Source organism: Microbacterium mangrovi (assembly GCF_000802305.1).
Classification (GTDB): Bacteria; Actinomycetota; Actinomycetes; order Actinomycetales; family Microbacteriaceae; genus Microbacterium; species Microbacterium mangrovi.
The window spans coordinates 484,681-511,577 of record NZ_JTDK01000006.1 but is presented as its reverse complement, the minus strand read 5'-3'; the positions used below and the strand labels follow the sequence as shown (position 1 = coordinate 511,577).

General features: G+C 67.2%; 22 protein-coding genes and 1 pseudogene. 14 read left to right on the top strand and 9 right to left on the bottom strand.

The genetic code is table 11. The features are described from left to right. Positions 1–84 precede the first annotated feature (84 nt). Positions 85–1,362, bottom strand: coding sequence for a DUF445 domain-containing protein (locus LK09_RS06230; protein ID WP_039397202.1), 1,278 nt, complete (start codon positions 1,360–1,362; stop codon positions 85–87). 41 nt (positions 1,363–1,403) lie between these two features. Here LK09_RS06230 and LK09_RS06225 point away from each other — a divergent pair, with 41 nt between their 5' ends. After that, complete coding sequence (locus tag LK09_RS06225) at positions 1,404–1,679, top strand: metal-sensitive transcriptional regulator (RefSeq protein WP_039397200.1); 276 nt, start codon at positions 1,404–1,406, stop codon at positions 1,677–1,679. Between the two features lie 21 nt (positions 1,680–1,700). Here LK09_RS06225 and LK09_RS06220 read toward each other — a convergent pair whose 3' ends face one another. Genes LK09_RS06220 through LK09_RS06210 form a run of 3 tightly spaced genes read right to left on the bottom strand, consistent with a single transcriptional unit; the run spans position 1,701 to position 4,716 of the window. Continuing rightward, positions 1,701–2,801 carry a Gfo/Idh/MocA family protein gene (locus tag LK09_RS06220; RefSeq protein ID WP_039397198.1) on the bottom strand — a complete coding sequence of 367 codons (1,101 nt, stop codon included), beginning with the start codon at positions 2,799–2,801 and terminating at the stop codon, positions 1,701–1,703. Further along, positions 2,798–3,547, bottom strand: coding sequence for a ThuA domain-containing protein (locus LK09_RS06215; RefSeq protein ID WP_039397196.1), 750 nt, complete (start codon positions 3,545–3,547; stop codon positions 2,798–2,800). The genes LK09_RS06220 and LK09_RS06215 overlap by 4 nt, the downstream gene beginning before the upstream one ends. Before the next feature lie 11 nt (positions 3,548–3,558). Further along, positions 3,559–4,716: a Gfo/Idh/MocA family protein gene (locus LK09_RS06210; RefSeq protein ID WP_197060974.1), complete on the bottom strand. Its 1,158-nt coding sequence runs from the start codon at positions 4,714–4,716 to the stop codon at positions 3,559–3,561. 154 nt (positions 4,717–4,870) lie between these two features. Here LK09_RS06210 and LK09_RS06205 point away from each other — a divergent pair, with 154 nt between their 5' ends. The 6 genes from LK09_RS06205 (at position 4,871) to LK09_RS06180 (ending at position 12,614) form a co-directional block, all read left to right on the top strand. Next, a complete protein-coding gene (locus tag LK09_RS06205) occupies positions 4,871–5,923 on the top strand; it encodes a LacI family DNA-binding transcriptional regulator (RefSeq protein WP_082008084.1) in 1,053 nt (350 codons plus the stop codon). A 225-nt stretch (positions 5,924–6,148) separates the two neighbouring features. Then, on the top strand, positions 6,149–7,465 hold the full coding sequence (locus LK09_RS06200) for an ABC transporter substrate-binding protein (RefSeq protein ID WP_039397194.1): 1,317 nt from the start codon (positions 6,149–6,151) through the stop codon (positions 7,463–7,465). A gap of 46 nt (positions 7,466–7,511) precedes the next feature. Next, entirely contained in the window at positions 7,512–8,495 is a 984-nt protein-coding gene (locus tag LK09_RS06195; RefSeq protein ID WP_039397192.1) for a carbohydrate ABC transporter permease, read from the top strand. Next, positions 8,492–9,391 carry a carbohydrate ABC transporter permease gene (locus tag LK09_RS06190; protein WP_039397190.1) on the top strand — a complete coding sequence of 300 codons (900 nt, stop codon included), beginning with the start codon at positions 8,492–8,494 and terminating at the stop codon, positions 9,389–9,391. The genes LK09_RS06195 and LK09_RS06190 overlap by 4 nt, the downstream gene beginning before the upstream one ends. Further along, entirely contained in the window at positions 9,378–11,456 is a 2,079-nt protein-coding gene (locus LK09_RS06185) for a GMC family oxidoreductase N-terminal domain-containing protein (RefSeq protein ID WP_052226457.1), read from the top strand. Before LK09_RS06190 ends, LK09_RS06185 begins: the two co-directional genes overlap by 14 nt. 27 nt (positions 11,457–11,483) lie before the next feature. Next, positions 11,484–12,614 (top strand): aminotransferase class V-fold PLP-dependent enzyme, encoded by a 1,131-nt coding sequence (locus tag LK09_RS06180; protein ID WP_039397188.1) that lies wholly within the window; start codon positions 11,484–11,486, stop codon positions 12,612–12,614. Positions 12,615–12,629: 15 nt separating this feature from the next. Here the strand turns inward: LK09_RS06180 and LK09_RS06175 are convergent, their stop codons facing one another. Genes LK09_RS06175 through LK09_RS06165 form a run of 3 tightly spaced genes read right to left on the bottom strand, consistent with a single transcriptional unit; the run spans position 12,630 to position 15,722 of the window. Continuing rightward, the gene (locus LK09_RS06175; protein WP_039397186.1) at positions 12,630–13,790 is read right to left on the bottom strand and encodes an acyl-CoA dehydrogenase family protein; all 1,161 of its coding nucleotides are present in this window, start codon (positions 13,788–13,790) and stop codon (positions 12,630–12,632) included. Continuing rightward, positions 13,787–14,542, bottom strand: coding sequence for an alpha/beta fold hydrolase (locus tag LK09_RS06170; protein WP_039397184.1), 756 nt, complete (start codon positions 14,540–14,542; stop codon positions 13,787–13,789). Before LK09_RS06170 ends, LK09_RS06175 begins: the two co-directional genes overlap by 4 nt. A 22-nt stretch (positions 14,543–14,564) precedes the next feature. Further along, on the bottom strand, positions 14,565–15,722 hold the full coding sequence (locus LK09_RS06165; RefSeq protein ID WP_052226581.1) for an MFS transporter: 1,158 nt from the start codon (positions 15,720–15,722) through the stop codon (positions 14,565–14,567). A gap of 424 nt (positions 15,723–16,146) precedes the next feature. Between LK09_RS06165 and nrdH the strand changes: the two genes are divergently transcribed. Genes nrdH through nrdF form a run of 4 tightly spaced genes read left to right on the top strand, consistent with a single transcriptional unit; the run spans position 16,147 to position 20,052 of the window. Beyond that, a complete protein-coding gene (gene nrdH, locus LK09_RS06160) occupies positions 16,147–16,380 on the top strand; it encodes a glutaredoxin-like protein NrdH (RefSeq protein WP_039398146.1) in 234 nt (77 codons plus the stop codon). A 33-nt stretch (positions 16,381–16,413) separates the two neighbouring features. Further along, entirely contained in the window at positions 16,414–16,902 is a 489-nt protein-coding gene (gene nrdI, locus LK09_RS06155; RefSeq protein ID WP_039397179.1) for a class Ib ribonucleoside-diphosphate reductase assembly flavoprotein NrdI, read from the top strand. Continuing rightward, positions 16,884–19,040 carry a class 1b ribonucleoside-diphosphate reductase subunit alpha gene (gene nrdE, locus LK09_RS06150; RefSeq protein ID WP_039397176.1) on the top strand — a complete coding sequence of 719 codons (2,157 nt, stop codon included), beginning with the start codon at positions 16,884–16,886 and terminating at the stop codon, positions 19,038–19,040. Before nrdI ends, nrdE begins: the two co-directional genes overlap by 19 nt. 37 nt (positions 19,041–19,077) lie before the next feature. Beyond that, on the top strand, positions 19,078–20,052 hold the full coding sequence (gene nrdF / locus LK09_RS06145) for a class 1b ribonucleoside-diphosphate reductase subunit beta (protein ID WP_039397174.1): 975 nt from the start codon (positions 19,078–19,080) through the stop codon (positions 20,050–20,052). 114 nt (positions 20,053–20,166) lie between these two features. On the opposite strand, the gene LK09_RS06140 is transcribed toward nrdF, so the two are convergent. After that, on the bottom strand, positions 20,167–20,928 hold the full coding sequence (locus tag LK09_RS06140; RefSeq protein ID WP_231562965.1) for a tyrosine-type recombinase/integrase: 762 nt from the start codon (positions 20,926–20,928) through the stop codon (positions 20,167–20,169). Between the two features lie 189 nt (positions 20,929–21,117). Next, a pseudogene (locus LK09_RS22105) lies at positions 21,118–21,174 on the bottom strand (Arm DNA-binding domain-containing protein); the annotation flags it as partial. 326 nt (positions 21,175–21,500) lie between these two features. Between LK09_RS22105 and LK09_RS06135 the strand changes: the two are divergent. From LK09_RS06135 to LK09_RS21400, 3 genes are all read left to right on the top strand, one after another. Further along, a complete protein-coding gene (locus LK09_RS06135; RefSeq protein ID WP_039397172.1) occupies positions 21,501–21,962 on the top strand; it encodes a hypothetical protein in 462 nt (153 codons plus the stop codon). Between the two features lie 302 nt (positions 21,963–22,264). Next, positions 22,265–25,792, top strand: a complete 3,528-nt coding sequence (locus tag LK09_RS06130; RefSeq protein WP_156138661.1) for a beta strand repeat-containing protein — start codon at positions 22,265–22,267, stop codon at positions 25,790–25,792. A 20-nt stretch (positions 25,793–25,812) separates the two neighbouring features. Beyond that, positions 25,813–26,697, top strand: coding sequence for a hypothetical protein (locus LK09_RS21400; protein ID WP_156138660.1), 885 nt, complete (start codon positions 25,813–25,815; stop codon positions 26,695–26,697). Positions 26,698–26,897 lie beyond the last annotated feature (200 nt).

The window sequence follows — 26,897 nt, the reverse complement described above, 5'->3', positions numbered from 1 at the left end:
TCGGTCGCGCTTCGCGCGTCCTCGCTCAACGACCGGGTGTCGCTGCCCCCGCGGTCGTTGAGCGAGCGCAGCGAGTCGAAACGCTCAGCCCACCGGGATCAGCGCGTGGGCGACGGTGAAGATCACCAGGCCCGCGATGGCGCCGACGATCGTGCCGTTCAGGCGGATGTACTGCAGGTCGCGACCGACCATGAGCTCGATCTTCTCGGTCGTCTCGGCAGGATCCCACCGTTCCACCGTCTCGACGATGATCGACGCGATGTCGTGACGGTAGCGGCCCACGGCGGCGACGGCGGCATCCGTCAGCCAGGTGTCGACGCGGTGCTGCAGGGCCGGGTCGGCGGCGAGGCGCGCGCCGATGTCGGCGACCGCGCTCACCGCCCGGGACCGCAGGGCGCTGTGCGGATCGCCGAGCGCGGTCAGCAGGCCGGTCTTCGCGGCATCCCACGCCTGCGCGGCCAGTTCCCGCACCCGCGGCGAGTCGAACACCGCGCGCTTGGCGCCCTCGACCCGGGCGATCATCGCAGGATCCTCCTGGAGCGCGCCGGCGAGCCGGTCGAGATAGCCGTCGATGGCGGCCCGGGCCGGATGCTGCGGGTCGTCCTGCACCGCCTGCACGAACCCGACCGCCTCGCGGTACACCGTCTCGTCGACGAATCGGTGCGCGACCGACGGGACCCACGAGGGCAGCCGGCGCGAGACCAGCCCGTCGAAGGCCGCCCGATTCGCGTCGAGCCACGTGGCGACGCTGTCGACAGCGAGGTCGACGGCGGCCCGGTGCGCGTCCGCGGCGACGACGCGTTCGAGCCACGCGCCCGCGGCCGGGCCCCATTCGGGCTCGAGGAGGTGTTCTCGGGCGAGCTGCTCCAGGACCTCCTGCACGTCGTCGTCGCTGAGTGCGCGCAGGATGCCGGAGGCGACCCCGGACGCCTCCTGCACGACCCGCGCGGCGTGCTCCGGCTCGGCCAGCCACGTGCCCAGCCGCTCCGCCATCGGCGTGGCGGCGAGCTTCGTGCGGACCGCGTCGGTGGACAGGAAGTTGGTCTCGACGAATTCGCCCAGGCTCCGCCCGATCTCGTCCTTGCGGGTGGGGATGATCGCGGTGTGCGGGATCGGCAGCCCGAGCGGATGCCGGAACAGCGCGGTGACCGCGAACCAGTCCGCGAGCGCGCCCACCATGCCGCCCTCGGCTGCGGCGCGCACGTACTGGAGCCAGGTCACCTGCGCCTCCAGGGCGAACGAGATCGCGAACACCAGCGCCAGGCCGATGAGGGCACCGAGGCAGACGGACTTCATGCGCCGGAGCGCCCGGAGCCTTTCCCGGTCGGCCGGGCTCAGCAGGGAGGTCGGAGTACGCGGCATCCGGTCATCCTTGCACTGTCTGCGGCGAGTAGCCTGGCTGGGTGATCGACGACATCAAGAAGCGTGCCAAGCACCGCACCGCCATCATCGAGGGCCAGGTGCGCGGGCTTGCGAAGATGATCGAGAACGACGAGTACTGCATGGACATCATCGGTCAGTCCCGTGCGATCCAGAAAGCCCTCGAGTCTCTGAACAAGCTCATGCTGGAGAACCACCTGCGCACGCACGTCACGCACATGTTCGAGGAGGGCGGCCAGGAACGCGACCAGGCCGTGACCGAGCTGCTGAAGGCGTTCGACTTCGACTCCCGCTCGTAGCGCCGGTCCTCCGGCCGGCGGCTACCAGGAGTCCGGGGCGGAGCCGAACGGCACCGGCGCCGGACGCTCGACCGAGCTGCGGATGTCCACGACGCGGTGCTCGGCGCCAGCGACGAGCACGCTCTCCATGACGTCGAGGACGTGGAACGCCAGCTCGCCGGAGGCCCGGTGGGGGCGGTCGGTCGCGATCGCACGCGCCATGTCGGCGAGGCCGAACCCGCGCCCCGCATCGGCGTAGCCGGCCGATTCGGGTACCGCGGTCCACTCGCGTCGCTCGGCCGTGTACACCTCGACCGGGTCGGAGAACCGGTTCGGGTCGGGCACGGCGATCGTGCCGGCCACGCCGTACACCTCGAACAGCGGGGCGCGGGATGCCCACACCTCGAAGCTGACGGTCACGGTCGCGGTCACGCCGTTCGCGTGCTCGAGGATCGCCGTCACGTGGGTGTCGACGTCCACCGGGACGCCCTGACCGGCCTGCGGACCGGTCGCGACGAGGCGCTCGCGGGCGGACCGGGAGGTCACGCCGGTGACGCGCACGACGGGTCCGAAGAGAGTGATCAGCGCCGTGACATAGTACGGGCCCATGTCCAGGAGCGGTCCGCCGCCGGCTTGGTAGTAGAACTGCGGCGCGGGATGCCAGAGCTCGTGGCCGGGCGCCGTCCAGTGCACGGAGGCCGCGACGGGCGCGCCGACCGCGCCGCTGTCGAGCAGGTCCCGAGCGGTCTGGATGCCGGTGCCGAGCACCGTGTCGGGGGCGCTTCCGACCCGGAGTCCGCGCTCGCGGGCCAGGTCCAGCATCGGCGCCGCCTCGGCGGTCGACATCCCCAGCGGCTTCTCCGCGTAGACGTGCTTGCCGGCCTGGAGCGCCCGCGTGCCGATCTCGACGTGCGCGGCGGGGATGGTGAGGTTCAGCACCGCGTCGATGTCGTCCGAGGCGAGCAGCTCGTCGACCGAGCGCGCGGCGACGTCCTGTGCTTCGGCGACCGTCGCGGCGCGGGCGGCATCCATGTCCGCCACGGCGACCAGGCGCAGGCCCGGAAGCTTCGGGAGGTTCTCGAAGTACTGCGCGCTGATGTTGCCGACGCCGACGATGCCGATGCGCAGCGGCTCCGCGGTCATGACGCGGCCTCCTCGTTCTCGCGCGGCGCGGGCAGCTCGGACCCGCGCGCGGCCCACAGCATGCCGCGCTCGATGATGCCGCGCACGTTCGGATCCTCGACGACCTCCAGCCGGTGGCCGGGGGCTGAGACGAAGATGCGGCCGCGGCCCCACTGCCGGGTCCAGATCGCCGGTGCGGTGACCGGGCGGTCCCAGGCATCCCACGGCCGGACGGTCTGCGTGGTGGTCGCCAGGACGTCGTTGTACTCGTCGCTCAGGACCCAGTACTGCTCGGTGAGGAGATCGAAGTCGGCGACGCCGGCGGTGATCGGATGCCGCTGCCCGAGGGGCGTGATGTGCACCGTGTACGGGATGTAGTTGTCGGACTGCTCGCCGGACAGCTCCTCGGGCGCCGCCTTGGACGCGTGGTGCGCGAACTGGCCGCCGATCATGTGGAGGTAGTCCGCGCTGTTCCGATACGAGTCGGCGATGCCGCCGTGCCACCCGGCCATGCCCGTGCCGGCGCGGACGGCGGCGATGAGCCCGGCCAGTTCGTCCTTCTCGATGGTGTTCATCGTGTTGACCTGCACGATGAGGTCGACGGTCGACATGTACTCGGCGTCGGTGTAGACGGCGGTGGAGTCCTCGATCCGCACGGCGAAGCCGTTCGCCTCGAGGAAGGGGAGGAACAGCGCGGTGGTCTCGACGGGCTGGTGCCCGTCCCATCCGCCGCGAACGATGAGCGCATTGCGCGTGGGGTGCGACATGGTCTCCGGGCCTAGTCGGTGGTGGACTGCCAGGCGGAGGAGTTCTCCGCGGAGGCTTCGATGGCGGCGAGGACGCGCTGCACCTGCAGCGCGTCGGCGAACGAGGGGCGCGGCTGCTCGCCGGCGGCGATCGCGGTGACGAGGTCGACCACCTGGTGAGTGAAGCCGTGCTCGTAGCCGAGGCCGTGTCCGGCGGGCCACCAGTTGCCGACGTACGGATGCACCGGCTCGGTGACGATGATGCGGCGGAAGCCCTGGGCATCCGCCGCATCGGCGGCGTCGAACCACTGGAGCACGTTGGACTCCTCGAAGTCGAACGCGAGAGATCCGGCCGTCCCGTTGATCTCGATGCGGACGGCGTTCTTGCGGCCGAGGGCGAATCGGGTCGCCTCGAAGACGCCGATCGCCCCGCCGTCGAACCGTGCCGTGAAGGCGGTGGCGTCGTCGACCGTGACGGGGCCCCGGGCCGCGTCCTGTCCGGTGGCACCGTGTCCGCCGAGGCCGACGAAGTCGCCGCCGACCGGGCGCTCGGTGACGAACGTGTGCATCAGGGCCGAGACGCCGGCGATGCGCTGACCGGTGAGCCACTGGGCGAGGTCGATGCTGTGCGCGCCGATGTCGCCGAGGGCTCCGCTTCCGGCCTTGTCCTTGTCGAGGCGCCAGGTCAGAGGTGCGTCGGCATCGCTCAGCCAGTCCTGCAGGTACTGCGCGCGCACGTGCCGGATCTGTCCGAGGCGGCCTTCCTGCACGAAGCGCCGGGCGAGGGCCAGGGCGGGCGTGCGCCGGTACGTGAAGCCGCACATCGCGAACACTCCGCGCTGCGCCGCGGCTTCGGCGGCGGCCGCCATCTCCTCGGCCTCGGCGACGGTGTTGGCCAGCGGCTTCTCGCACAGCACGTGCTTGCCGGCCGCGAGTGCCGCCACCGCGATCTCTCGGTGCGTGTCGCCCGGGGTGCAGATGTCGATCAGGTCGATGTCATCGCGCTCGATGAGGCGCCGCCAATCCGTCTCGACCGAGCCCCACCCCATCCGCTCCGCCGCAGCCTGCACGCGCTGCTCGTCGCGGCCGACGAGCGCCGTCATCTCGGGGGTGAGAGGCAGATCGAAGAACCGGTGGGCTGTCCGCCAAGCCTGCGAATGCGCGGCGCCCATGAAGGCATATCCGACCATTCCGACCCGCAGTAGTTGTTGTGACGGCACCGTCACCCTCCCGCAAAGTTGCGCAACTCGGGACGGACGTCACCGAGATTCTTGAGTCTGGCACGGCGGAAGATCGGAAATCAAGCCCCTGGAAGCCTATGCAAGTTGCGCAAGTAGTGGCATCATGGCCCCCATGACGGACGAGGGCGGTGCGGTGACCCTGGCGGACATCGCCGCCCGGGCCGGCACGACGGTGCCCACCGTGTCCAAGGTGCTCAACGGACGCTCGGACGTGTCCGCCGAGATGCGCGATCGCGTGCTTCGGATCCTCGCCGAGACGGGATACCGCCGGACTCGACGGCGCGGGTCCGCCGCACCGCCCGATCTCCACCTGGTCGACCTCGTGATCAGCGGCGTGGAAGGCTCGTGGGCGAACCTGGTGCTGAGCGGTGTGGAGCGCGCCGCCTCGGGCGCCGGTCTCGACGTCGTCGTGATGCTGGCCAGGGACGTCGGCCCGCGCAGCTGGCTGGAGCGACTGCTCGCGCGTCCGTCTCGTGGTGCGGTGCTGGCTCTGGTCTCGCCCACCGCCGGTGAGCTGGCCGCCCTCCGGGCCGCCGGCATCCCGATCGTCCTGCTTGACCCGGTCGCTGCACCGGCCGCCGACGTCCCGAGCGTGGGAGCGTCGAACTGGGCGGGCGGTCACGCCGCGGGGCGGCATCTGCTCGAACTCGGTCATCGATCGTTCGCGGTGGTCGCCGGCCCGCCGGGTCATCTGTACAGCCAGGCGCGTCTGGACGGCTTCCGCTCGGCGCTGGCCGCGGACGGCGCTTCGCTCGACGCGTCACGGGTCGTGCACGCCGGCGGGGGAGCCGACGATGTCGCGATCGGCTGCCTCCTCGATGCGGCCGACCCGCCGACCGCGGTCTTCGCGTGCACCGACCCCCTCGCCCTTGCGGTGTATCGGGCGGCCGCGGAGCGCGGCATCCGGATCGGCCGCGAACTGAGCGTGGTGGGGTTCGACGACCTGCCCGAAGCGGCCTGGACGACACCGGCGCTGACCACCGTGCGACAGCCTGTCGCCGACATGGGCGCGGCCGCGCTGCGGATGCTGCTGCGGCTGCGTGACGACCCCGAGACGACGGCTCCCCGCGAGGAGCTCGCGACGGAGCTGGTGGTGCGCGAATCCGCCGCAGCGCCCCTCGATGTGCACGCGGAAGGAGATCTGTTACCGAGGTGAGACCATCCGCCGGGTGCAAATCGCCCAGGGGGAGATAGGCTCCATTCCGCGAATGGGAGCGCTTGCATAGCTCGGTGACCTAAATGTTGACAAGCACAACAAAGCACTGGAAACTAGAGCGCACCTCGATGACGTGGGAGCACGGCGCGAGGCTGCAACGTGCACCAGCAGTTCGACGGAGAACGAGTTGCCCGCCAGGGAAGGCGGGCACGGAAGGAGTCCCAGATGACATCCGAATCGAAGGCAAGCGGTCTCACCCGGCGAGGCTTCATGGGCGTCGCCGGCACGGCGGCCGCCGCGACGCTTCTGGCGGCGTGTACCCCCGGAGGAGGCTCCTCGTCCTCCGGTGCCAAGCCCATCAAGTTCTGGAACATGCCGTGGGGCGCCCCGACGGCCTTCCCGAACGAAGACAAGGCCATCGTCGCGGCCTACAAGCCCAAGAAGGGCCTGCCGACGGTCACCTACCAGCAGATCCAGTGGGCGAACTTCACCCAGACGTTCACCACCGCGGTGGCGGCCAACACCAACCCGTCGGTCAGCTCCGGCGGTGGGACCACCGCGTTCCTGTTCGAGAAGCAGGGCAAGATCCACTACGCCGACAACGTCATCGCCAAGGAGTGGGCGTCCAACGGCATCAAGGACGACTTCCTGCCGGGGCTGCTCGACACCATGAAGACCGCCAACGGTTATGCGGCCGTGCCGTACAACCTCGACATGCGGCTCTACTGGTACAACAAGCAGCTCATGGACAAGGCCGGCGCCTCGCTGCCGACCACCTGGGACGAGTTCGAGGCGGCCTGCAAGGCGCTCAAGAAGATCGGCGTCTACGGCTACGGCACGTACTCGGGCGCGGGCGCCTTCACCGGCGGGCACACCCTGGTCGCGCACATGATCAACAACGGCGGCGGTCTGTTCGACAAGGACCAGAACGTGGATGTCGTGACCGACGCGAACATCCAGGCGATGGAGTGGGTCCTCGGCCTCGTGAAGAACGGGTACGTCGATCCGCGCAGCGCCACCTACACGTCGGCGAACGCCTACTCGCAGATGAACGCCGGCAAGTTCGGCATGATCTGGGACGGCGCCGGCACGCCGGCGAACGTCAACGCGTCGGTCGCGAGCAACCTCGTGGTCGGGGACCCGCTGGTGGGCCCGTCCGGACAGAAGGGCGCGCTGTACTTCCCGAACAACATCTTCATGTTCAAGAACACGACGAGCGTGGAAGGCTCGGAGGCGTTCCTGAACTACTACTACCAGAACATGAAGACGCTCTGGACGAAGAAGACAGGCATCGGCCTTCCTCCGCTCAAGTCGATCGCAAAGGAAGCGTACGCGGACGACCCTCAGGCGACGAAGATCATCGAGACCTGGCAGCCCATTTCGAAGACCTGGGGTGCCCCGGGACAGAACACGGTGTTCTACAACGTCACCAAGGTCGATGGAACCCAGCCGATGATCGCGTTCGCGCAGAGTATCCTCGGCGGCAACACGACCGCGAAGGCGGCGCTCACGACGCTGCAGAGCGCGCTCGAGTCCGCGTGATCGGGCAGTCTCGCCCGGTGACGCAACCGCACAGAGGGGAGTCGCAATGACAGCGAACGCCGCGGAGGGACTGAAGAGAGCAAGACGTGGAGTGGGGGTGGCCGGCCGTGGTCCGGCCGCCCCCGCGCCGCGCGGGCCCAATGGCGGGCGAACGACCCTCGGCCGGTCCTGGCCGACGCTGTCGGCGTTCGCGCTGCCGTCGCTGATCCTGCTCATCCTTCTCAATCTCTTCCCCGTCATCTATGCCTTCCTGCAGTCGCTGCAGAACGGCACACCATCGACGCTGCCGTGGGAGGCGGACTTCGTCGGTCTGCAGAACTACGTCACCGTCCTGACATCGCCGCAGTTCTGGCAGGCGGCCGAGTTCACGTTGATCTTCACGATCGTCGGCGTCTTCGGCTCGTGGGTCGTCGGTCTCGGACTCGCACTCCTGCTGCGCACGAAGATTCCGGCCAACACGACCTTCAAGGTTCTGCTCCTGCTGCCGTGGATCGTCCCGATCGTCGTCTCGTCGACGGCGTGGAACTGGCTGGTCGCAACGCCGCAGAGCCCGCTGCCGATCATCTTCTCGTGGTTCGGCATGGACAACGTGAACTTCCTGGGCGACCCCCTGCTCGCTCAGATCCTGGTCTGCATCTTCAAGGTCTGGATCAGCTTCCCGTTCATGATGATGATGATGTCGTCGGCCCTCGCGTCCGTCGACACCAACGTCTATGAGGCGGCGAAGGTCGACGGCGCGGGCAGCTGGCACACGTTCACGGGCATCACGCTGCCGATGATCTCCCGGACCACGTACATCTCGTGGATCCTCATGACCATCTTCTGCGTGAACGACTTCCCGACGATCTTCCTGCTGACCCAGGGCGGCCCGGTCAACGCGACCACCACCCTCATCGTGCTCGCGTACCAGTACGCGTTCCAGAACCTGCAGACCGGAATCGGCACCGCGATCGCGTTCATCATGACCGCCGTGCTCGTGGTCATCTCGGTGGTGCTCTACCAACAGATCAAGAAGGTGAACATCGAATGAGCCAGATCCTGCATGGCGACTCGCAGGCGCCCGTCACCCTCGGGGGCCTCGAGAGCAAGGGGAAGAGCGGGAAGGCGGACCTCTCCACGGGGGAGCGCGGCAAGTGGTGGCGCTTCCTCCTGATCCTGGTCATCACCCTCCTGATCATCGCGCCGATCATCGCCGTGGTCGTGCTGTCGACGCAGCCCAGCCAGTCCACGAGCACCGCGACCGGATTCACGTTCGCGAACTACGTCTACGTCTTCACCCAGACCGACGTGCTGCTGTGGCTGAAGAACAGCCTCATCGTCGCGCTCGCCACGGTCATCGTCGCGGTGGCGGTCGCCGCCCCCGCCGGCTATGTGCTCTCGCGGGTGCGCAACCGTCTCGTCTCGGGGTATTCGCTCATCCTGTTCGTGATCCAGTCGCTCCCGGTGGTCACAGCGGTCATCCCGCTGTTCATCACCTTCTCGGTGCTGGGGCTGACCAACACGCTCGCGAGCGTGGCGATCGTCTACATCGGCTCGACGATGTCGGTGGCGATCTGGATGATGGCCGCGTATATCGACTCCATCCCGATCTCCCTCGAAGAGGCGGCCTGGATGGACGGGGCGAGCGTGTTCGGCAGCTTCACGCGGATCGTGATGCGCAACTCGCTGCCGGGCATCCTGTCGACGGCGATCTTCTCGTTCCTGCTGGCCTGGAACGACTACCTGATCGCGCTGATCTTCCTCCAGGACCAGAGCGTGTACACGCTGCCGAAGGGCCTCGAGACGTTCTTCCAGCAGAACGCCACCGACTGGGGTTCGGTCATGGCCGTCGCGGTCGTGATGATGATCCCGCCGGTGATCGTGTTCGCCTTCCTGAACAAGTACTTCAGCGTCGGCGGCATCGGCGGTTCGCTTGCCGGCCGGTGAGTCCGCGGAAGGGCGCGACGGATTCCGTCGCGCCCTTCCGACTCTGCGGGCAGCCGTCGACCGGATCATCCCGGCCGACGCATGGCCGTCGGGCTGGGTCGGGGGAGTGGGGGCGTATCTGACCGATGAGGACGGACCGGCCCATCGTGATCTCGCCTGGGCGCGACCGCTCCTGGAGGCGCTCGCCGGGCGGCTGGATGCCGCGGCTGCAGGGGACGGGGCCGGCGGGTTCGCCGAGCTGCCCGTTCACCGCCAGGACGAACTGCTCGCCGGCGAGTCCGCAGCGGCGGAGTTCGAGGCGCTGCGCCGGGTCTGCTGGGAGGGGTACTACGCGGCTGCCGACGGACGGAGCCCGGCGGGCCTGGAGATGGTCGGCTACCGCGCCGTGCCGCCCGGCGTGGACCCGATCGACCCGGCACTGCCCGCCACGATCTCGCCGCGTCAGGTGGCCGCGCGCTACGACGCGATCATCGTCGGCACCGGGCCCGGCGGCGGTGTCGCCGCACAGGTGCTCACCGAGGCAGGGCGCCGGGTGCTGCTCGTGGAGCGTGCGCCGCTGCTGCCGAACTCGGCCCTTCGCGGCGATCACCTGCACGGCAAACGCAACGCCGTGTATTGGCCGACGGTCGGGCCGGGGCAGGGTCATCCGCGTCTGATCCGAGCCGGCGACCACGACGAGGTCGTCGACGGCACCGGCGACGCCGGACCATACGGCCTCAATGCCGACGTCCTCGGCGGGGGGACGCGGGTCTGGCAGGGCATGTCGTGGCGATTCCTCCCGGAGGACTTCGCGATGGCGAGCGAGTACGGCAACCCGGAAGGCGCGAGCCTGGCGGACTGGCCCGTCGACTACGACGAGATGGAGCCGCACTACACCCGGGCCGAATGGGAACTGGGCGTCGCCGGCGAGACGGGCGCGCTGACCCGGCGCACACCGCGCTCGGCCGGGTATCCGATGCCGGCGATGGGCACCGAACCGGCGCGTGAGCTGCTCTCGCGCGCCGCTGAGCGACTCGGCTGGGGCTGGGGGCCGATTCCGCTCGCGATCAACAGCGTGCCGCACGACGGTCGCCCGGCCTGTGTGCGCTGCCCGCAGTGCGTCGGCCACGCGTGTCCGGTCGATGCGAAGAACGGCGCCCACAACACCTTCGTGGCACGGGCTGTGGCGTCCGGCGGGTGCGATCTGCTCGTCGACGCCGAGGTGATCGAGGTGCGCGACGGCCCGAGCGGTGCCGGAGTCACCATCATGGCGGACACGTCGGGGGAGCCGGTGACCCTGACGGTGAGCGCCGATGTCGTCGTCGTCGCGGCGGGAGCCGTCGAAACGCCCCGGCTGCTGCTGGCCAGCGGCATCGGCAATGACCACGTCGGACGCCACCTGCACGACCATCGCTTCACCACGATCGTGGGAATGGTGGACGAGCCCGTGAAGCCCTTCATCGGGCCCGGGCATTCGATCGCCACCTTGGACCACGTGCACGCCGGGAGCATCCCGTGGGGCGGCGGCGTGCTCGTCGACCTCATGGGTCTGCTTCCGCTCACGTCGGCGATGGCGCCCGCGAACGAGGGCGTTCCCGCCTGGGGCGCCGGCCACAAGCAGTGGATGCGCGACGGCCGGGCCCACGTGTTCGGGGTGTTCGGGATGGGGCAGGAGATTCCGATGCCGGTCTCGCGGGTGACCCTCGCGGGCCAGGTGCGTGACCGATGGGGTCGACCCGGCGCCGCACTGCGCAAGAACGTGCACGCCGCGTCCCGTCTGGTCGAGGACGGCATGGCGGTCGAGGGCGCGCGCTGGCTGGATGCCGCCGGGGCCCGCGCCGTCCGTCGTCTGTCCGGCCCGGCGACGGCCTCGGCGGCGGGCGAGCACTCGTGCGGCACGATGCGGATGGGCGATTCGCCCGAGCATTCCGCCACCGACGCCGGTGGCCGCGTGCACGGAACGCGCCGGATCTACGTGTGCGACTCGTCCCTGCATCCCACCAACGGCTCCGTGAACCCGACCTTGACGATCGTCGCGAACGCATTCCGCGTGTCGCAGCGCCTGGTGGAGGCCTGGCCGCGGTGAGCGACGGCATCGTGGGATGCTGGGCGCATGACCCTTCCCCACGCTGACATCGATCCGGACGGCCTTCTCGAGTACTCGGTGGTCTTCACCGACCGCTCGCTGAACCACATGTCGCAGCGGTTCATCGCGGCGGCCCGCGAGACCCTCGACATCCTGCGCAGCACGTACGGAGCCGACAGCGTCGCCCTCGTGAACGGCGGCGGCACCTATGCCATGGAGGCGACCGCGCGCCGTCTGGCGACGGGCCGCCGCGCGCTCGTCGTGCGCAACGGGCTGTTCTCGTATCGGTGGTCGCAGATCCTCGACGCGGGGTCGATCGCCGCCGAGACGACGGTCTGCGCCGCCCGCCCCACGGGCGACGGACATCAGGCGCTCTGGGAGCCGGCACCCATCGACGAGGTCGTGGCGGCGATCCGCAGCCAGGGCGCGGGGATCGTCTTCGCGCCGCACGTGGAGACCGCGGCGGGCATGCTGCTGCCCGACGCGTATGTGCGGGCGCTGGCGGATGCCGTGCACGAGAACGGCGGACTCCTCGTGCTGGACTGCATCGCGTCGGGCGCGATGTGGGTGGACATGGAGGCTCTCGGAGTCGACGTGCTGCTCAGCGCCCCGCAGAAGGGATGGAGTGGCACGCCCGGCGTCGGCTACGTCATGCTCAGCGCGGCGGGGCGCGCGGCTGTGGAATCGGGCACGACCACGAGCTTCGCCGTCGACCTCGGCACGTGGCTGAAGATCTCCGACGCATACCGCGACGGCAAGGCGGCGTACCACGCGACCATGCCGACCGACTCGATCCTGCACAACCTGGGTCAGATGATCGAGACCACCGGTCGCGGCCTCGACACGCTGCGCGGGGCGCAGCTCGACCTCGGCGCGCGGGTCCGGGACCTGCTCGCGGAGCACGGCCTCCCCTCGGTGGCCGCAGCCGGATTCGCCGCCCCGAGCGTCGTGGTCGTGCACACGGACGACCCGGGGCTGCGCACCGGCTCGTCGTTCGCCGCCCACGGGATCCAGGTCGCCGCGGGCGTTCCCCTGCACTGCGGTGAGCCGGACACGTTCTCGACCTTCCGGGTCGGGCTGTTCGGACTCGACAAGCTCGGCGACGTCGACGGCACCGTCACCCGGCTCGCCGCCGCCCTCGACCGGATGGGCGTCTGAGTCGAGGCCGCCCGCTCAGGACGGCAGCGGGCCGAGCCAGGCGCTCGCTGCCGTCGAGTGCGCAGATTCCGGGTCGGAGGGGTGGAAAATCCCGGCCAGCACGTCGCGGTACAGCCGGCTGAGCTCGTTGCGGGTGAAGTACGACGACCCGCCGGCGGTGAGCATCGCCTCGTCGACGACGTGCTTGGCCATCGTCACGGCGCGGTGCTTGACGCCGGACAGCAGCGTGAACCAGCGCGCGCCGTGGTCGACCCCGGCATCCACGTCCGCGCAGAGCACAGAGAGCTGAAGGGGGAGCGCGTCGTACGCCAGCGCCATCCCGGCGATGCGCCATCGGATGTCGGGATCCTCGCTGAGGGGACGGCCCGTGCGCTTCGAGGTGCGTCGTGCGGCGGCCTCGACGGCGAGGTCGAGGGCGCGTCGCGCGACGCCGGTGTACACCGAGGCGAGGAGCAGCTCGAACACGCTGAAGATGCCGAAGACGATCGGATCGGCGCTCGGGCCGGCATCCACCCGGCGGACCACGTGCTCCGGGAGAGCCACGACGCCGTTCAGCTCGGTGGTGCGGCTCTGCGTGCCGCGCATGCCCATCGTGTCCCAGTCGTCGCGCGTCACGACGGCGTCGGATCGCGGGACGAACGCGTAGACGAGCTTGGGACCGTCGGGTGAGGTCGTGTCGAGCCCGTGGAGCCCGAGCCTGGTCCACACCGGCCCGAGCGAGGTGAAGATCTTGCGCCCGGTGAAGACGTATCCGCCGTCGGGCAGCGGCACCGCGTCGGTGTCGCTGCCGAACAGCACCAGGTCGTTGCCGGCCTCGCTGATGCCGAACGCGTACACCTCGCCGGCGGCCGCCCCTTCCTGGACGAACCGCAGCGAGTCGATTCCGCGATCGCCCATCACCTTTGCGACGCCCGTCCAGACCAGGTGCATGTTGACAGCGAGGGCGGTGGCCGGGGATGCCGTCGCGAGCCGCTGCTGCAGGAGCGAGACCTCGGCGAGTTCGAGGCCCGCGCCGCCCAGCTCCGCCGGAACGAGCACGGCGAGGTACCCGGCCTCGCGGAGCTCGTCGAGGTCCTGCTGCGGGAACACGTTGTCGTGGTCGACCTGGGCGGCCCGCGACCGGATGCGCTCCAGAAGGTCGTCGGGAAGAAGGACGGCGGGGTCGAAATCGCTCATCGGAGTGCCTCCAGCAGCTGGGTCATGGCCTGTTCGGGCTTGTCGCGGTGCAGGGAGTGGCCGGCTCCAGGGACGACCGACATCGAGAAGGCGGGATTGCCGAGCACCTCCTCGGCCGTGCGGCCGTGGAACAGCGAGGACACCTCGGGGTCGGCCGCGATGACATGCGTCGGAACGGTGATCGCGGCGGCGGCGTCCCGCACGTCCCAGGTCTCGTTCTGCACGCCCACCTGTTCGATCGCCCACCGGCTGCACCGCCGCAGGGCATCCGCCTTGAGCTCGACGTCGAGTTCGTGCCAGTGCGGGTTGACGCTGCGGATCGCGTCGACGCCGGGCGCGGAGGCGGATGCCGCCTGACCGGCGTTCACCTCGGCGCGCTGGTGGTCGTCGAGATGGATCGCGGGATCGACGAGCACGAGCCGGCGCGCCCAGCGCGGATGCCGCGCGCTCGCCAGCGTCGCGGCCGCCCCGCCGAGGGAGTGCCCGATCACGAGGTCCCAGGATCCGGCGTGGTCGGGATGCGTGTGCTCGAGGTCGGAGGCGAAGGCGTCGAGGCGGTAGTCGAGGGCGCGCGGCGCGTCGCCGTGCCCGCGCAGGTCGACCGCCTGCGCGAACCAGCCGGCGTCGGCGAGCGTCAGCCCGAACCGCCACATCAAGGCGCCCGTCGAGCCCAGGCCGTGCGCGAGGAGCGCGTGCCGGGAGGATGCCGGGTCTCCCCAGCTCAGCCGGGGCAGGGTCACGGGCGAGACCATCGGTGCTCCTTTCGCCGCGGGATCACGGCAGGTGGACGGGTTCTGTGTCCGGGATCGGGCTCGCGTCGCGGAACCGCAGGTCCGGGAAGCCGCGCACGAAGACGACCGACACGACGAGGCCGACGACCGCGAAGGCGGTCGCGGTGAGGAACGCGCCGACGGGCCCGGCCCCGTCGATGAGGAACCCGGCGATCGCCGATCCGGCGGCGGCGCCGATCAGCTGGCCGGTGCCGATCCACCCGAAGGCTTCGGCAGTGTCGCTGAACTTCACGCTCGCCGAGGTCATCGCGAAGAGCACGGCCAGTGCGGGCGCGATGCCGATGCCCGCGACCACGAGCGACCCGCCGAGCCACCAGACGTTCAGTGAGACGAGGGTGAGGGCGAGACCCGCCGTAAAGATCGCGAGGCGGCGGGCCATCGCCCAGCGGCTGATCGGGATGCGTCCGGAGAGCAGGCCTCCGGCCAGGCTGCCGAGCGAGAAGACCGCCAGGACGATGCCGGCTTCGGCTCCGTCGTGCCCGAAGGTGGCCACGACGCCCGCTTCGACCGAGGCGCAGGCGCCGATGAGGAGGAATCCGACGACGGTGGCCAGCAGCACGGCGGGCCGCAGCAGCACGCGGCCGAACGCCCGGCGGCTGCGCGGGATGCGCACGCGGCCGACTTCGGGGGACAGGATGAACCAGGCGCCGCCGCCCAGCAGGATGAGCACGATCATCAGCAGCCCGGCGACCGTGCTGATCTGCGTGGACACGAAGGTCACGACCACCGGGGCGACGATCCAGATGATCTCCTGCAGCGAGGCGTCCAGCGAGAACAGCGGCGTGAGCTGCGTGGAGTTGACGAGCTTCGGGTAGATTGTGCGCGCGGCGGATTGCACCGGAGGGGTGGCGAGCCCGGCGAGGGCGCCGAGCACCACGTACACCGGGAGTACCGGCGGGACGAATGCGAGGGCGGTGATGGCGACCGCGCACACGATCGTGGTGAGCGTCAGCACCGGACGCATGCCCCAGCGGCCCATCCAGCGACTGGTCACCGGCCCGGCGATCGCCTGGCCGACCGAGGCCGCCGCCAGGACCAGCCCGGCCTCGCCGTACGAGCCGGTGGTGTGCTGGACGTGCAGCAGCACCGCGAGGCTCATCATGCCCATGGGGAGGCGCGCCGTCAGCTGCGCGGCGATGATGCGCGCCACGCCGGGGGAGCGCAGAACCTCCCGGTATCCCGAACCTGCCACCCCTCCACGCTAGCGATCCGACCCGACGTTCGCGCACTGCGCCACGACACGCCGGAGCGACGCCGCGACACGCCGGGGACGCTGTCAACCCCCGAATCCGATGTCGGACCCTGCGCGTAGCGTTCGCACTGTGGAGGGATGCCCTCCGGCGCCGCCGGAACCGCAGGAATCCGGCCCTGACGGCGGGTTCCCGACTGTGGACGGATTCGTGGAGAAGTTGTGGGGGAGTTGGGGAATGCGGTGGAAAACTACACAGTTGTAACTACTAGCCCTAGTGGTGCTTCCTCCCGCCCGTACCCATATGTAGTATTGGAGCTCCGGTGGGGGATAAAACCGGAACAACGTCTGAACAATGAGGGGAGAGCTGGTCGACATGGCGATCACCGTCTACACGAAGCCTGCATGCGTGCAGTGCAACGCGACCTACCGTGCGCTTGATTCGAAGGGGATCGAATACGAGGTCCACGACCTCTCGCAGGACCCGGCCGCTCTCGAGCAGGTCAAGGCCCTGGGCTACCTGCAGGCGCCGGTCGTCGTCACCGACGAAGACCACTGGTCGGGCTTTCGCCCCGACAAGATCGACGAGCTCGCCGCTCGTCTCGCCTAGCCTTTCGACGGCTCTCGAGGACCGGAGCGGCTCATGACCGCAAGTGTCTTGTCGAGGCGTGAGAACGCTTCGGTCCTTGCCGCGACACCTCTGCTCGTGTTCTTCTCGAGCGTGTCCGGCAACACGGCCCGCTTCGTCGAGAAGCTGGCCGAAGCGCACGATGCGGAGCATCCTCTGCGCAGCATCCGCATCCCGCTTCGTCCGACCGACGAGCCACTCGTCGTCGACGAGCCGTTCGTCCTCGTGACCCCCACCTACGGCGGGGGACAAGGACGCGGCGAAGAGCGCGGAGCGGTTCCCAAGCAGGTCATCCGCTTTCTCAACGACGAACGCAACCGCAGACTCATCCGCGGAGTGATCTCCACGGGCAACAGCAACTTCGGCGAGCACTTCGGTCTCGCCGGCGACATCATCAGCCGCAAGTGCCACGTGCCGCACCTGTACAGGCTTGAACTATTCGGCACGCCAGAAGACGTGGAACGCGTCAACAGCGGATTGGAGCGATGGTGGAAGCAGCACTGACGGAGGCGGGCTTCAAGACCGACGCACGCTTCGAGGGCATGGACTACCACGCCCTCAATGCGATGCTCAACCTCTACGGCGACGACGGCAAGATCCAGTTCGACGCCGACCGGCGCGCCGCGCGGGAGTACTTCCTGCAGCACGTCAACCAGAACACGGTGTTCTTCCACTCGCTCAAGGAGCGCCTGGACTACCTCGTCGAGAAGGAGTACTACGAGGGCGCCGTCATCGACAAGTACCCGTTCGAGTTCATCAAGGAGCTCAACCAGCGCGCGTACGACAAGAAGTTCCGGTTCGACACCTTCCTCGGCGCGTTCAAGTACTACACGAGCTACACGCTGAAGACCTTCGACGGCAAGCGCTACCTCGAGCGGTTCGAGGACCGCGTCGTGATGACCGCGCTCGGGCTCGCCGACGGCGACCAGAAGCTCGCCACCGAACTCGTCGACGAGATCATCGCCGGGCGGTTCCAGCCCGCGACGCCCACGTTCCTCAACACCGGCAAGGCCCAGCGCGGCGAACTCGTCTCGTGCTTCCTGCTGCGCATCGAAGACAACATGGAATCGATCGCCCGCGGCATCAACTCCGCCCTGCAGCTGAGCAAGCGCGGCGGCGGCGTGGCGCTGCTGCTCTCGAACATCCGCGAGGCCGGCGCACCCATCAAGCAGATCGAGAACCAGTCCTCGGGCATCATCCCGGTGATGAAGCTCCTCGAAGACAGCTTCAGCTACGCCAACCAGCTCGGTGCCCGTCAGGGCGCGGGCGCGGTGTACCTGTCGGCGCACCACCCGGACATCATGCGATTCCTCGACACCAAGCGCGAGAACGCCGACGAGAAGATCCGCATCAAGACGCTGTCGCTGGGTGTGGTCGTGCCCGACATCACGTTCGAGCTCGCGAAGAACAACGAAGACATGTACCTGTTCTCGCCGTACGACGTCGAGCGCGTCTACGGCGTGCCGTTCGGTGACGTCTCGATCACCGAGAAGTACCGCGAGATGGTCGACGACGCCCGCATCAAGAAGACGAAGATCAATGCGCGGCAGTTCTTCCAGACGCTCGCCGAGATCCAGTTCGAGTCGGGCTATCCGTACATCATGTTCGAAGACACGGTGAACCGCGCCAACCCGATCAAGGGCCGGATCAACATGTCGAACCTCTGCAGCGAGATCCTGCAGGTGAACACGCCCACCACGTACAACGACGACCTGTCGTACAACGCGATCGGCAAGGACATCTCCTGCAACCTCGGCTCCATGAACATCGCGCTCGCGATGGACGGCGGAGACCTGGGCCGCACCGTCGAGACCGCGATCCGCGCGCTCACCGCCGTCAGCGACCAGAGCCACATCTCGTCGGTGCGCTCGATCGAAGACGGCAACGACCGCTCGCACGCGATCGGCCTCGGGCAGATGAACCTGCACGGGTACCTCGCCCGCGAGCACGTCCACTACGGCTCCGAAGAGGGCATCGACTTCACGAACATCTACTTCTACACGGTGCTGTTCCACGCGCTGCGCGCATCGAACGCCATCGCGATCGAACGCGGTCAGACCTTCGACGGGTTCGCCGACTCGACGTATGCGTCGGGCGAGTTCTTCGACAAGTACATCGAGCGCGAGTGGGCCCCCGAGACCGAGAAGGTCAAGGAGCTCTTCGCCGGCATCCCGATCCCGACGCAGGCCGACTGGACGGCGCTGAAGGCCTCCATCCAGCAGCACGGCATCTACAACCAGAACCTGCAGGCGGTGCCCCCGACCGGTTCCATCTCGTACATCAACAACTCGACGAGCTCGATCCACCCGATCGCGTCGAAGATCGAGATCCGCAAGGAAGGCAAGCTCGGTCGCGTCTACTACCCGGCTCCGTTCATGACGAACGAGAACCTGGAGTACTACCAGGACGCGTACGAGATCGGCTACGAGAAGGTCATCGACACGTATGCCGCCGCCACCCAGCACGTCGACCAGGGCCTGTCGCTCACGCTGTTCTTCAAGGACACCGCCACCACGCGCGACATCAACAAGGCGCAGATCTACGCCTGGCGCAAGGGCATCAAGACGATCTACTACATCCGCCTGCGGCAGATGGCCCTCGAGGGCACCGAGGTCGAGGGTTGCGTCAGCTGCATGCTTTGATGCGCTGACCAGGGATTATTCGAGACAAGGGACGAAGATGGCTGAAAAGCTGCAGCTGCTCGATCACGTGCAGGCGATCAACTGGAACCGCATCGAGGACGAGAAGGATGTCGAGGTGTGGAACCGCCTCACCGGCAACTTCTGGCTGCCCGAGAAGGTGCCGCTGTCCAACGACATCCAGTCGTGGAACACGCTCACCCCCGAAGAGCAGACCCTCACGATGCGGGTGTTCACCGGCCTGACGCTGCTGGACACCATCCAGGGCACGGTGGGTGCGGTGTCGCTCATCCCGGATGCCGTGACCCCGCACGAGGAGGCCGTCTACACGAACATCGCGTTCATGGAGTCGGTGCACGCCAAGAGCTACTCGTCGATCTTCTCGACCCTGTGCTCGACGAAGGACATCGACGAGGCGTTCCGCTGGTCGACCGAGAACGTGAACCTGCAGCGCAAGGCGCAGATCGTCATGGAGTACTACCGGGGCGATGAGCCGCTCAAGCGCAAGGTGGCCTCCACGCTGCTGGAGTCGTTCCTCTTCTACTCGGGGTTCTACCTGCCGATGCACTGGTCGAGCCGCGCCAAGCTCACCAACACCGCCGACATGATCCGCCTCATCATCCGTGACGAGGCCGTGCACGGGTACTACATCGGCTACAAGTTCCAGAAGGGGCTCGAGCAGGTCGACCAGGCCACGCGCGACGACCTCAAGGACTACACGTTCTCGCTGCTGTACGAGCTGTACGACAACGAGGTGCAGTACACGCAAGACCTCTACGACGGCGTCGGCCTGACCGAAGACGTCAAGAAGTTCCTGCACTACAACGCGAACAAGGCGCTCATGAACCTCGGCTACGAGGCCATGTTCCCGTCGACGGTCACCAACGTGAACCCGGCGATCCTGTCGGCCCTGTCGCCGAACGCCGACGAGAACCACGACTTCTTCTCAGGGTCGGGCTCCTCGTACGTCATCGGCAAGGCGGTCAGCACCGAAGACGACGACTGGGACTTCTGAAACATCCTGGTCAGAAGCAATAACTGACAGACAAGAGACCCCCGGTAGTTCGCTCCATTAGGAGCAGCTCGCCGGGGGTTTCGTCGTGTTTGCCCACATTTTGCCCACAATCCGTCAGGCAGTCGCATCCTCGCGGGCGCGACTCATCGCCGCAGCCACGGCGTCGAGGTCATCGTCAAACAGCTCGGCGTATACGTCGAGCGTCATCGCTGCCGAGGCGTGGCCGAGCATGCGCTGAACCGCCTTCACATTCGCGCCGGCGGAGATCGCCAACGAAGCCGCGGTGTGACGCAGGTCGTGAGGGGTGATCCTCGGGAACACGGGATCGACAAGCTGCACGTCCTTCACGGCGTGCACGAACCATCCGCTCGATGCGTGCGGGTACGGCACAGGGATCTTGCCATCGCCGAACACGAAGTCGTCCGGGCTCTTGCCCTCGCAGGCGCGGGCATACGCGGTCACCAGATGTGGCGGCATCGGTGTGTCGCGCCCGTGTCCAGACTTTGGCGTTCCGAACTCGTAGGTACCGCTCACGAGCACAGCGTTCTCTTCAACGCGTATCCGCTTGCGGAGGAAGTTCATGTGGCGCACGCGAAGAGCGACGGCCTCGCCCCAACGATGCCCCGTGTACGCCAAATGCTCGGCGATCAACTGATTCTGAGATTCGATGGCCTCGACGAACGTTGCGACCTGAGCGTGAGTGAGATAGCGATGCGGCTTCTTCACTTTGGCTGGAAGCTGTAGATCTTTCGTGGGCAGGCTCGCGATGATGCCGTCACGCTGTGCGATCGCGAGGATGCTAGAGAGCACGAACACTGCGCGCCGTACTGTCTGCGGCTTGCGCCGCTTGCTCAGGTCCGCGATCCAGTCATCCACTTCGCTTGGGCGGATCGAGATGACAGTGCGAGTGCTCCACTTCGGTGCGACATGATTGCGCCAAGCCGCCTCCATCGTCGTTCGCGTTGAGGGCTTCCGGAGTGCAAGCCGTCCTCCCTGCCACCGTTCGGCGAACGTTCCAACGGTCTGGCGCCCGAGGGTCGGGTCGACGTATGTGCCGGCTGCGGTTGAGACTGTTACCGAGGCCAAGAACAGTTCGGCATCCCGCTTGGTCTTGAAACCGCGTTTGTCGGTCTGTGACTTGTCCGGCTTCCGATACCGAACGCGGTACCGCTTGCCTCCTGCTGTTTCGCTCGAGCGCTACGACTCGGACCCGAAGCTGTCGACGCTGCGTCGGTACGCGAACGCCGTCGGCGCTCTCGTTGAGCACAGCGTGCGAATCGACCGAGGGCAATCATTGGCCCTCGCCGACGCGTCGGTGCGTCGTGAATCGGCCACGGGCACTGAAGTGCGCACGACGGTGAAGGTCGCCAAGCGAGCCCAACCCAGACCACTTGACCCCTGGGTCGCATCGGATTCGAAGCGCACCGAGTTCGCCATGGTCGCTTGAGGTGTCCGAGATTCGCACCATACCGACGGATGACGAGATCGCCGCGATCCACAATCTGATCAAGCGATCAGCGTTGGCGGCGGTCGAGTTCCACGAAGTCTCTGCCACGCGGCTCGATGAGAATCGGCAGCGCGAAGAGAACGAAGATGCTGTCGACGTGTCGCTCACCGCCGAGCACTTCATCGGGGACGGTCGTTTCGGAATTCGACTCGTCGTCAAGCTCTACCCCTATATGGGCGAGATCGGCGTGACGGTCGCCGGCGAGTACGAGGTCTCCGACGCCGAGCCGATTGACGATACTGCCGTACGTGCCTTCGGCAACGAGGTCGGCGTCATGACGCTCGTTCCATACCTTCGTGAAGCAGTCTCCTCGCTATCAACCCGTGTCTTTGGAAAGCCGCTACTGATGCCGACTTTCGAGCGAGGAGCCGTCGGCTTCGACCTTGGGGCGGTCGAGAAATAACAGGTGGTTGCCGAAGGCAGCGCGACGCGGGTAGGGGGCGTCGCGGAGCCCGCGGGCACTTCGGTCGACGAGTGAGTCGCGCCTAGATCCCCTGGGTAGCCGAGCAGCGCAGACGTGGGATGCATGGCATCCTTCGGTTCCGTGCTCGATTGAGGATTTGCCCGGATCGGCGCATGCGTCACGGCAGGATTTGTCCAGACTGCTTGCAGTCGGCTATGTTGCTGCTCTTGGGGTTCTCCCAGGTTTGATAGTTCGCCCGGTACTCATATGTCCGGGATGTGCACGCTCTGGGGGAGTGCTTCATGCATCTGGTTTCACGTCGTCTCGTTCGGACGCTGTTGCTTCCGTTCATTCTGGTTGCCGCGCTGTGCGTCGGCTTGATTCAGCCGGCGACCGCTGAGGCGGCAGCGATGGGCACGGCGGGTCTGTTCGTGCCGGTGCAGGGCCGTCTCGTGTCGACACTGGCCGGTACGGGGACGACGAAGGCGCCCCTGGCGGCGAACACTCCCCGCACCATCCAGGCCACCGGCGCGGCGGGTCTGCCGTCGACTGGTGTTGCGGCCATCCTGGTGACGTTCACGGTCGTTGACCCCACTGTGACCGGTCAGGCGTCCGTTGGTCCGGCGGACGGTGCGCTGAGCGGGGCGATGCGGTACCCGGCCGGGGAGGCCACCTCGAACAGCGCGATCGTGCAGCTCTCTGCCTCCGGCCAGTTCCAGATCCGGACAACGACGGCGACGAACGCGAACATCGACGTGCAGGGCTACTACACGTCCGGATCGGGCACCGCGGCCGGCGGCTATGTTCCTCTTGACTTCGCACGCACAGTCGACACGCTCGCCGGTGTTGGGTTGCCGAAGGCCACCTTGGCCGGCTCGTCGACTTCGACGATTCAGGTCACGGGGACCGGCGGGGTGCCTACTGGGGCCGCGGCTGTGTTCGTGAACTTCGAGGTTCAGAACACCGACAATACGACTGCCGGCAACATCACGGCCTACTCGGCATCAGCAACCCGGCCGACGAACACCCTCAACTTTGGCAAGGGGAAGACGTCGTTGAGCACGATCGTCCCCCTGGACGCGAACGGCCGAATCAAGGTGTTCGTGTCCGCCGGTGTCACAATCAACCTCCTCATGGACGTTGAGGGGTACTTCACGAAGGGCTCCACAGCGTCCTCGTCCGGCGCGATCTTCACCGCTAAGGCCGCGAAGATCTACGACACTCGTACAACCACGCCCGTGCCCTCGTACGGCTCGGTCACCATCCCGATCGGTGGTCTGAACGGGCTCCCCACGGTCGCCCAGGGCCTGTCCGCGATCACTGTCAACGTCACTGCGAGCAACGTTGCCGACGCGACCTACGGCAGCTGGGTTCGCCTGTATCCCTCGGGGGAGGCGGAACCCCAAGGCGTCGCGACCTCGTTCAACAGTGGGCCGGCAGGCTCGGCGACAACGAACCTCGTCACGGTCGAGGTCGGAGCCGATGACGCAATCGTCCTCCACAACGTCTCCACCGTCGCTGTTGACTACATTCTCGACCTCGAGGGCTGGTACAGCTCCTCCAACCCTGACCCCACCTCCCCTGAGGTCACCGGCTCAGGCGGGAGCTTCAGGAGCACCACTGGACGCCTTCCCACGGTGACACTTGCGGCGAACGTTCCGAAATCGGTGCAGATCGCAGGACTGGTCGGCATCCCCACCAGCGGCGCAGGGGCCGTATCGCTGACTGCGACTGTCGCGAGTACGTCCGCGCAGGGAACGTTGAATGCGCAGGCCACCGGTGACCCGGCCTGGTCCCAGGTTTCCGTGTATGGAACTGTTCCGGGAGCGACGTCAAACGCAGCCGTTCTCGCGATTGGTGGCGATGGGACCATCACCTTCCAAGCATCAAGCGCTGTCAGTCTGACCCTGGATGTGCAGGGGTACTACACCACCGTCCAGGACGGCACCCCTGCGCCGGGCGGGTTTAGCCCGGTCGCCGGTTCCCGAATCGTAGACACGCGCAGCGGTCTCGGCGTGCCGCTGGCAAAGATCGCACCCGGCGGGAGCGTCACCATCCAGGTAGGCGGAAAAGGTGGTGTGCCTTCCAATGCGCAGGCAGTGGTCGCGAACTTCACGGTGATCAACAGCGGTGGCACCAACGGCGGGTATGTCACCCCGTACACGGCGGGCACCACGCGGCCTGCTACGTCGCTGAACTACACAACCGGAGCCACTACCGCCGCCGGTGCGCAGGTCTCTCTTAGCCCGGATGGAAGGATCACGGTCGCTAATCCCGGAGCGACGAGCGATAGCGTCGACCTCGTCGTCGACATTGAGGGATATTTCGCAGTCGCCGACGGTTCGAGCGGACAGTTCACACCCGCGACCGGTCGCATCTACGACTCCAGGGTCGCGCCGAACGTGACCATCGGGCCGGACCAGACCATTACGGTGCCGGTTAGCGGGTTCTCGGACGTGCCTTCCACCAAGCACGGACTCTCCGCTGTGGTCGTCGCACTCACCGTGATCGACAGCAGCAGCTCCAGCGGATACACCCGCGCGTGGGCGTCCGGCGCGACTGAGCCCAACCCGTTCAGCTCGCTGAACTATCCCGCCAACTCGGTCCGCACTAACACCATCACGGTCCCGGTTGGTACTGACGGCGCAATCAAGATCCACAACATCGGAAGCGCCACGGTCGACTACGTCCTCGACCTCCAAGGCTGGTACAGCAGCCCGCCTAAGCCGGTTATCAGCTGTCCCGACCCGTACTCGCCTCGGAGTTGGACGAAGGCCATTCCGGTGTCTCCCATCAGCTGCACGATCACAGCGTCGGGGACGGCCGACAGTACCCTCACTTACACGGTCGACGATGGCGATGATGTGGTGGTTTCCCTGAGCGGCGTCGCGCCGACGTCTGTCGCCTTCTCAGTCGACGCGGTAGGGGGGGACCATGTCATTACCGCTTCGTATGGCGACGGAACCGATCTCAATCTGTCCGCGGATTACACCTTCACACTCGGCGACTGGACTAAGGACAAGTTCGTTGGGCTCCCTAGCGACGCGGGCTCTGCTGCTCTGGCACCCGTTCTCGCTGTCTCCCCAGACGCATCGGGCCCAAGCTTCCTGCCGGAGGACGCTTCTCGGACATATTCGGTCAGCGCGTCACCCGACATGAGCAACCCGATCGTGGTCAGCGACGCGCTTGTGGACTCGTTCACTGTTCCAGATGGACTTCTGACGGGCGGTAAGACCTACTACTGGCGCGCACTCATCGCGGGCGCCATCGATTACGACGGCCACGTGGCCAGCGTGTATACGCCGACATGGTCGTTTACCGCGGATTCAGCAGTGACCGAGTCCGACCCCACGGCTGGGCTGGACAGCGTTGTAGGTACTGGACCGTCTCCGTACATGCCCGAGTCCGACCCGGGCAACGGTGTGCAACCCTTGTATGCGCAGTACGGTCAGTGCACTCTTTACGTTCCGTACCCGCACCTACGGAAGTCGGGCGGATATCAGACTGTGGGTGTGAAACCGTTGACGTATTGCCCGCTCTTGTTGATGGGCACGAGTGTGTCAAATACCACGAGGATGTACTGGGTTCGGGACTTTGGGATCAAGAGTTGGGACGTTCAGACCGGACCAAAGTTCGTCAGCTACGGTGCAACCACGTGGTACGACACGAGGCGTAGCCGGTACGAGCAGACGAACGTGGTGATCCAGTGTCACGGTACCGGCGGAACGTGGTGGATTGGGAAGACAACGTCCAACGACGTTGAGCGTGCCCGCCGCTACTACACGTCCGCAAGTTCCATTCACCGGTGGCTGGAGTGCGGGGCGTACTGATGCATGACCGGTTCTGGCTCATGGATGAGTACTTCTGGACGAAGCGTGAGAGACTCACGTCATATCTCGCGTTCACCCAGAGTGGTGGGACCAGCAGCGATGCGGACGCGGCCGCGGGTCTAAGTGAAGAGCGCGTGTGGGAAGGAATTCACACATACGCTCAGGACGAGCCCTACTTCTACTCAGACGCGACATGGGTCGACGATCGAGTGACCGCGGAGGACGTCGAACAAATCAAGGCGGTTCTTGATCGCCTGGGGATCTCGGCCTGGTGGGACTCGCCGGTCGCGCGGGATGACCAGCAGGCGGTGCGGCTGTTGGGAGGAATTCATCGTCCTCTACCATTCCCGCCGGACGGTGATCCTGCCAGCGACTTGCGCGATTGGGTGCACGAAGCCCAGACCAGCGGCGGCGACGGCACTTGGTGGACGCCCCCTCTGGGACGGAACGTCGTGATGACGAGCCGTAGCCGTCCATTCGCACCTGCCGTGGCCCTCGTTGGTGGGGAAGACGAGCTCGGTTACGGGCGAGCTGATGTCTACTCGGCATCTCCGATCTCTCCGGATGCGCGGATCTACGAAATTGCGTGCGGTGAGGACTGGTTGAATCTCGTGCGTGTTGCCCCTGCTGACGTTACTGTGTCACGGGTATCAAACTGGGGCAGGTTCGATCGAACGGCGCGCTGGTACCTCCCCAACTGGGTTGAACTCTCCGCGGTCTACGACGCCGTGCATCTCACCGTCAATGCGTACCTCGATCTCTCCGGCATTCCGCAGGAGTGTCCGGGGGGCTTCACGATGATCACTGGGTGGGGCGCGGATGAGACCTACTGGCTGAATGCCCCCGCGGTCGTTTGGAACGGCCCACGACGGGTTGCTCGGCAAGGTGGCATTTACTGGGGCTGAACCGGAAGCCGGACGTGGAAGCCAAAGGCACTCTTCACGCGACGCTTCCGCGGTTGGTTCGGCGTCTGGCCCGGGCTGGGTGCACTGATTTCTTGGGCGGCTTGCCTGGGTCCCATCATCGGCGCGTGTGGTGGCGTCGCTGCGCCCGCATCCGCCCAACTGCTGCTTGCGCCCGCGGCAGCGGATCGTGCGCGCTCATG

Coding starts and splice junctions, on each gene's coding strand:
- nrdH (WP_039398146.1), top strand. CDS start 16,147: ATGGCGATCACCGTCTACACGAAGCCTGCATGCGTGCAGTGCAACGCG.
- nrdI (WP_039397179.1), top strand. CDS start 16,414: ATGACCGCAAGTGTCTTGTCGAGGCGTGAGAACGCTTCGGTCCTTGCC.
- LK09_RS06215 (WP_039397196.1), bottom strand. CDS start 3,547: ATGTCGCACCCCACGCGCAATGCGCTCATCGTTCGCGGCGGATGGGAC.
- LK09_RS06220 (WP_039397198.1), bottom strand. CDS start 2,801: ATGACCGCGGAGCCGCTGCGCATCGGCATCGTCGGCGTCGGCAACATC.
- LK09_RS06205 (WP_082008084.1), top strand. CDS start 4,871: ATGGCCCCCATGACGGACGAGGGCGGTGCGGTGACCCTGGCGGACATC.
- LK09_RS06130 (WP_156138661.1), top strand. CDS start 22,265: ATGCATCTGGTTTCACGTCGTCTCGTTCGGACGCTGTTGCTTCCGTTC.
- LK09_RS06190 (WP_039397190.1), top strand. CDS start 8,492: ATGAGCCAGATCCTGCATGGCGACTCGCAGGCGCCCGTCACCCTCGGG.
- LK09_RS06180 (WP_039397188.1), top strand. CDS start 11,484: ATGACCCTTCCCCACGCTGACATCGATCCGGACGGCCTTCTCGAGTAC.
- LK09_RS06170 (WP_039397184.1), bottom strand. CDS start 14,542: ATGGTCTCGCCCGTGACCCTGCCCCGGCTGAGCTGGGGAGACCCGGCA.
- nrdF (WP_039397174.1), top strand. CDS start 19,078: ATGGCTGAAAAGCTGCAGCTGCTCGATCACGTGCAGGCGATCAACTGG.
- LK09_RS06210 (WP_197060974.1), bottom strand. CDS start 4,716: ATGGTCGGATATGCCTTCATGGGCGCCGCGCATTCGCAGGCTTGGCGG.
- LK09_RS06175 (WP_039397186.1), bottom strand. CDS start 13,790: ATGAGCGATTTCGACCCCGCCGTCCTTCTTCCCGACGACCTTCTGGAG.
- LK09_RS21400 (WP_156138660.1), top strand. CDS start 25,813: ATGGATGAGTACTTCTGGACGAAGCGTGAGAGACTCACGTCATATCTC.
- LK09_RS06230 (WP_039397202.1), bottom strand. CDS start 1,362: ATGCCGCGTACTCCGACCTCCCTGCTGAGCCCGGCCGACCGGGAAAGG.
- LK09_RS06195 (WP_039397192.1), top strand. CDS start 7,512: ATGACAGCGAACGCCGCGGAGGGACTGAAGAGAGCAAGACGTGGAGTG.
- nrdE (WP_039397176.1), top strand. CDS start 16,884: ATGGTGGAAGCAGCACTGACGGAGGCGGGCTTCAAGACCGACGCACGC.
- LK09_RS06200 (WP_039397194.1), top strand. CDS start 6,149: ATGACATCCGAATCGAAGGCAAGCGGTCTCACCCGGCGAGGCTTCATG.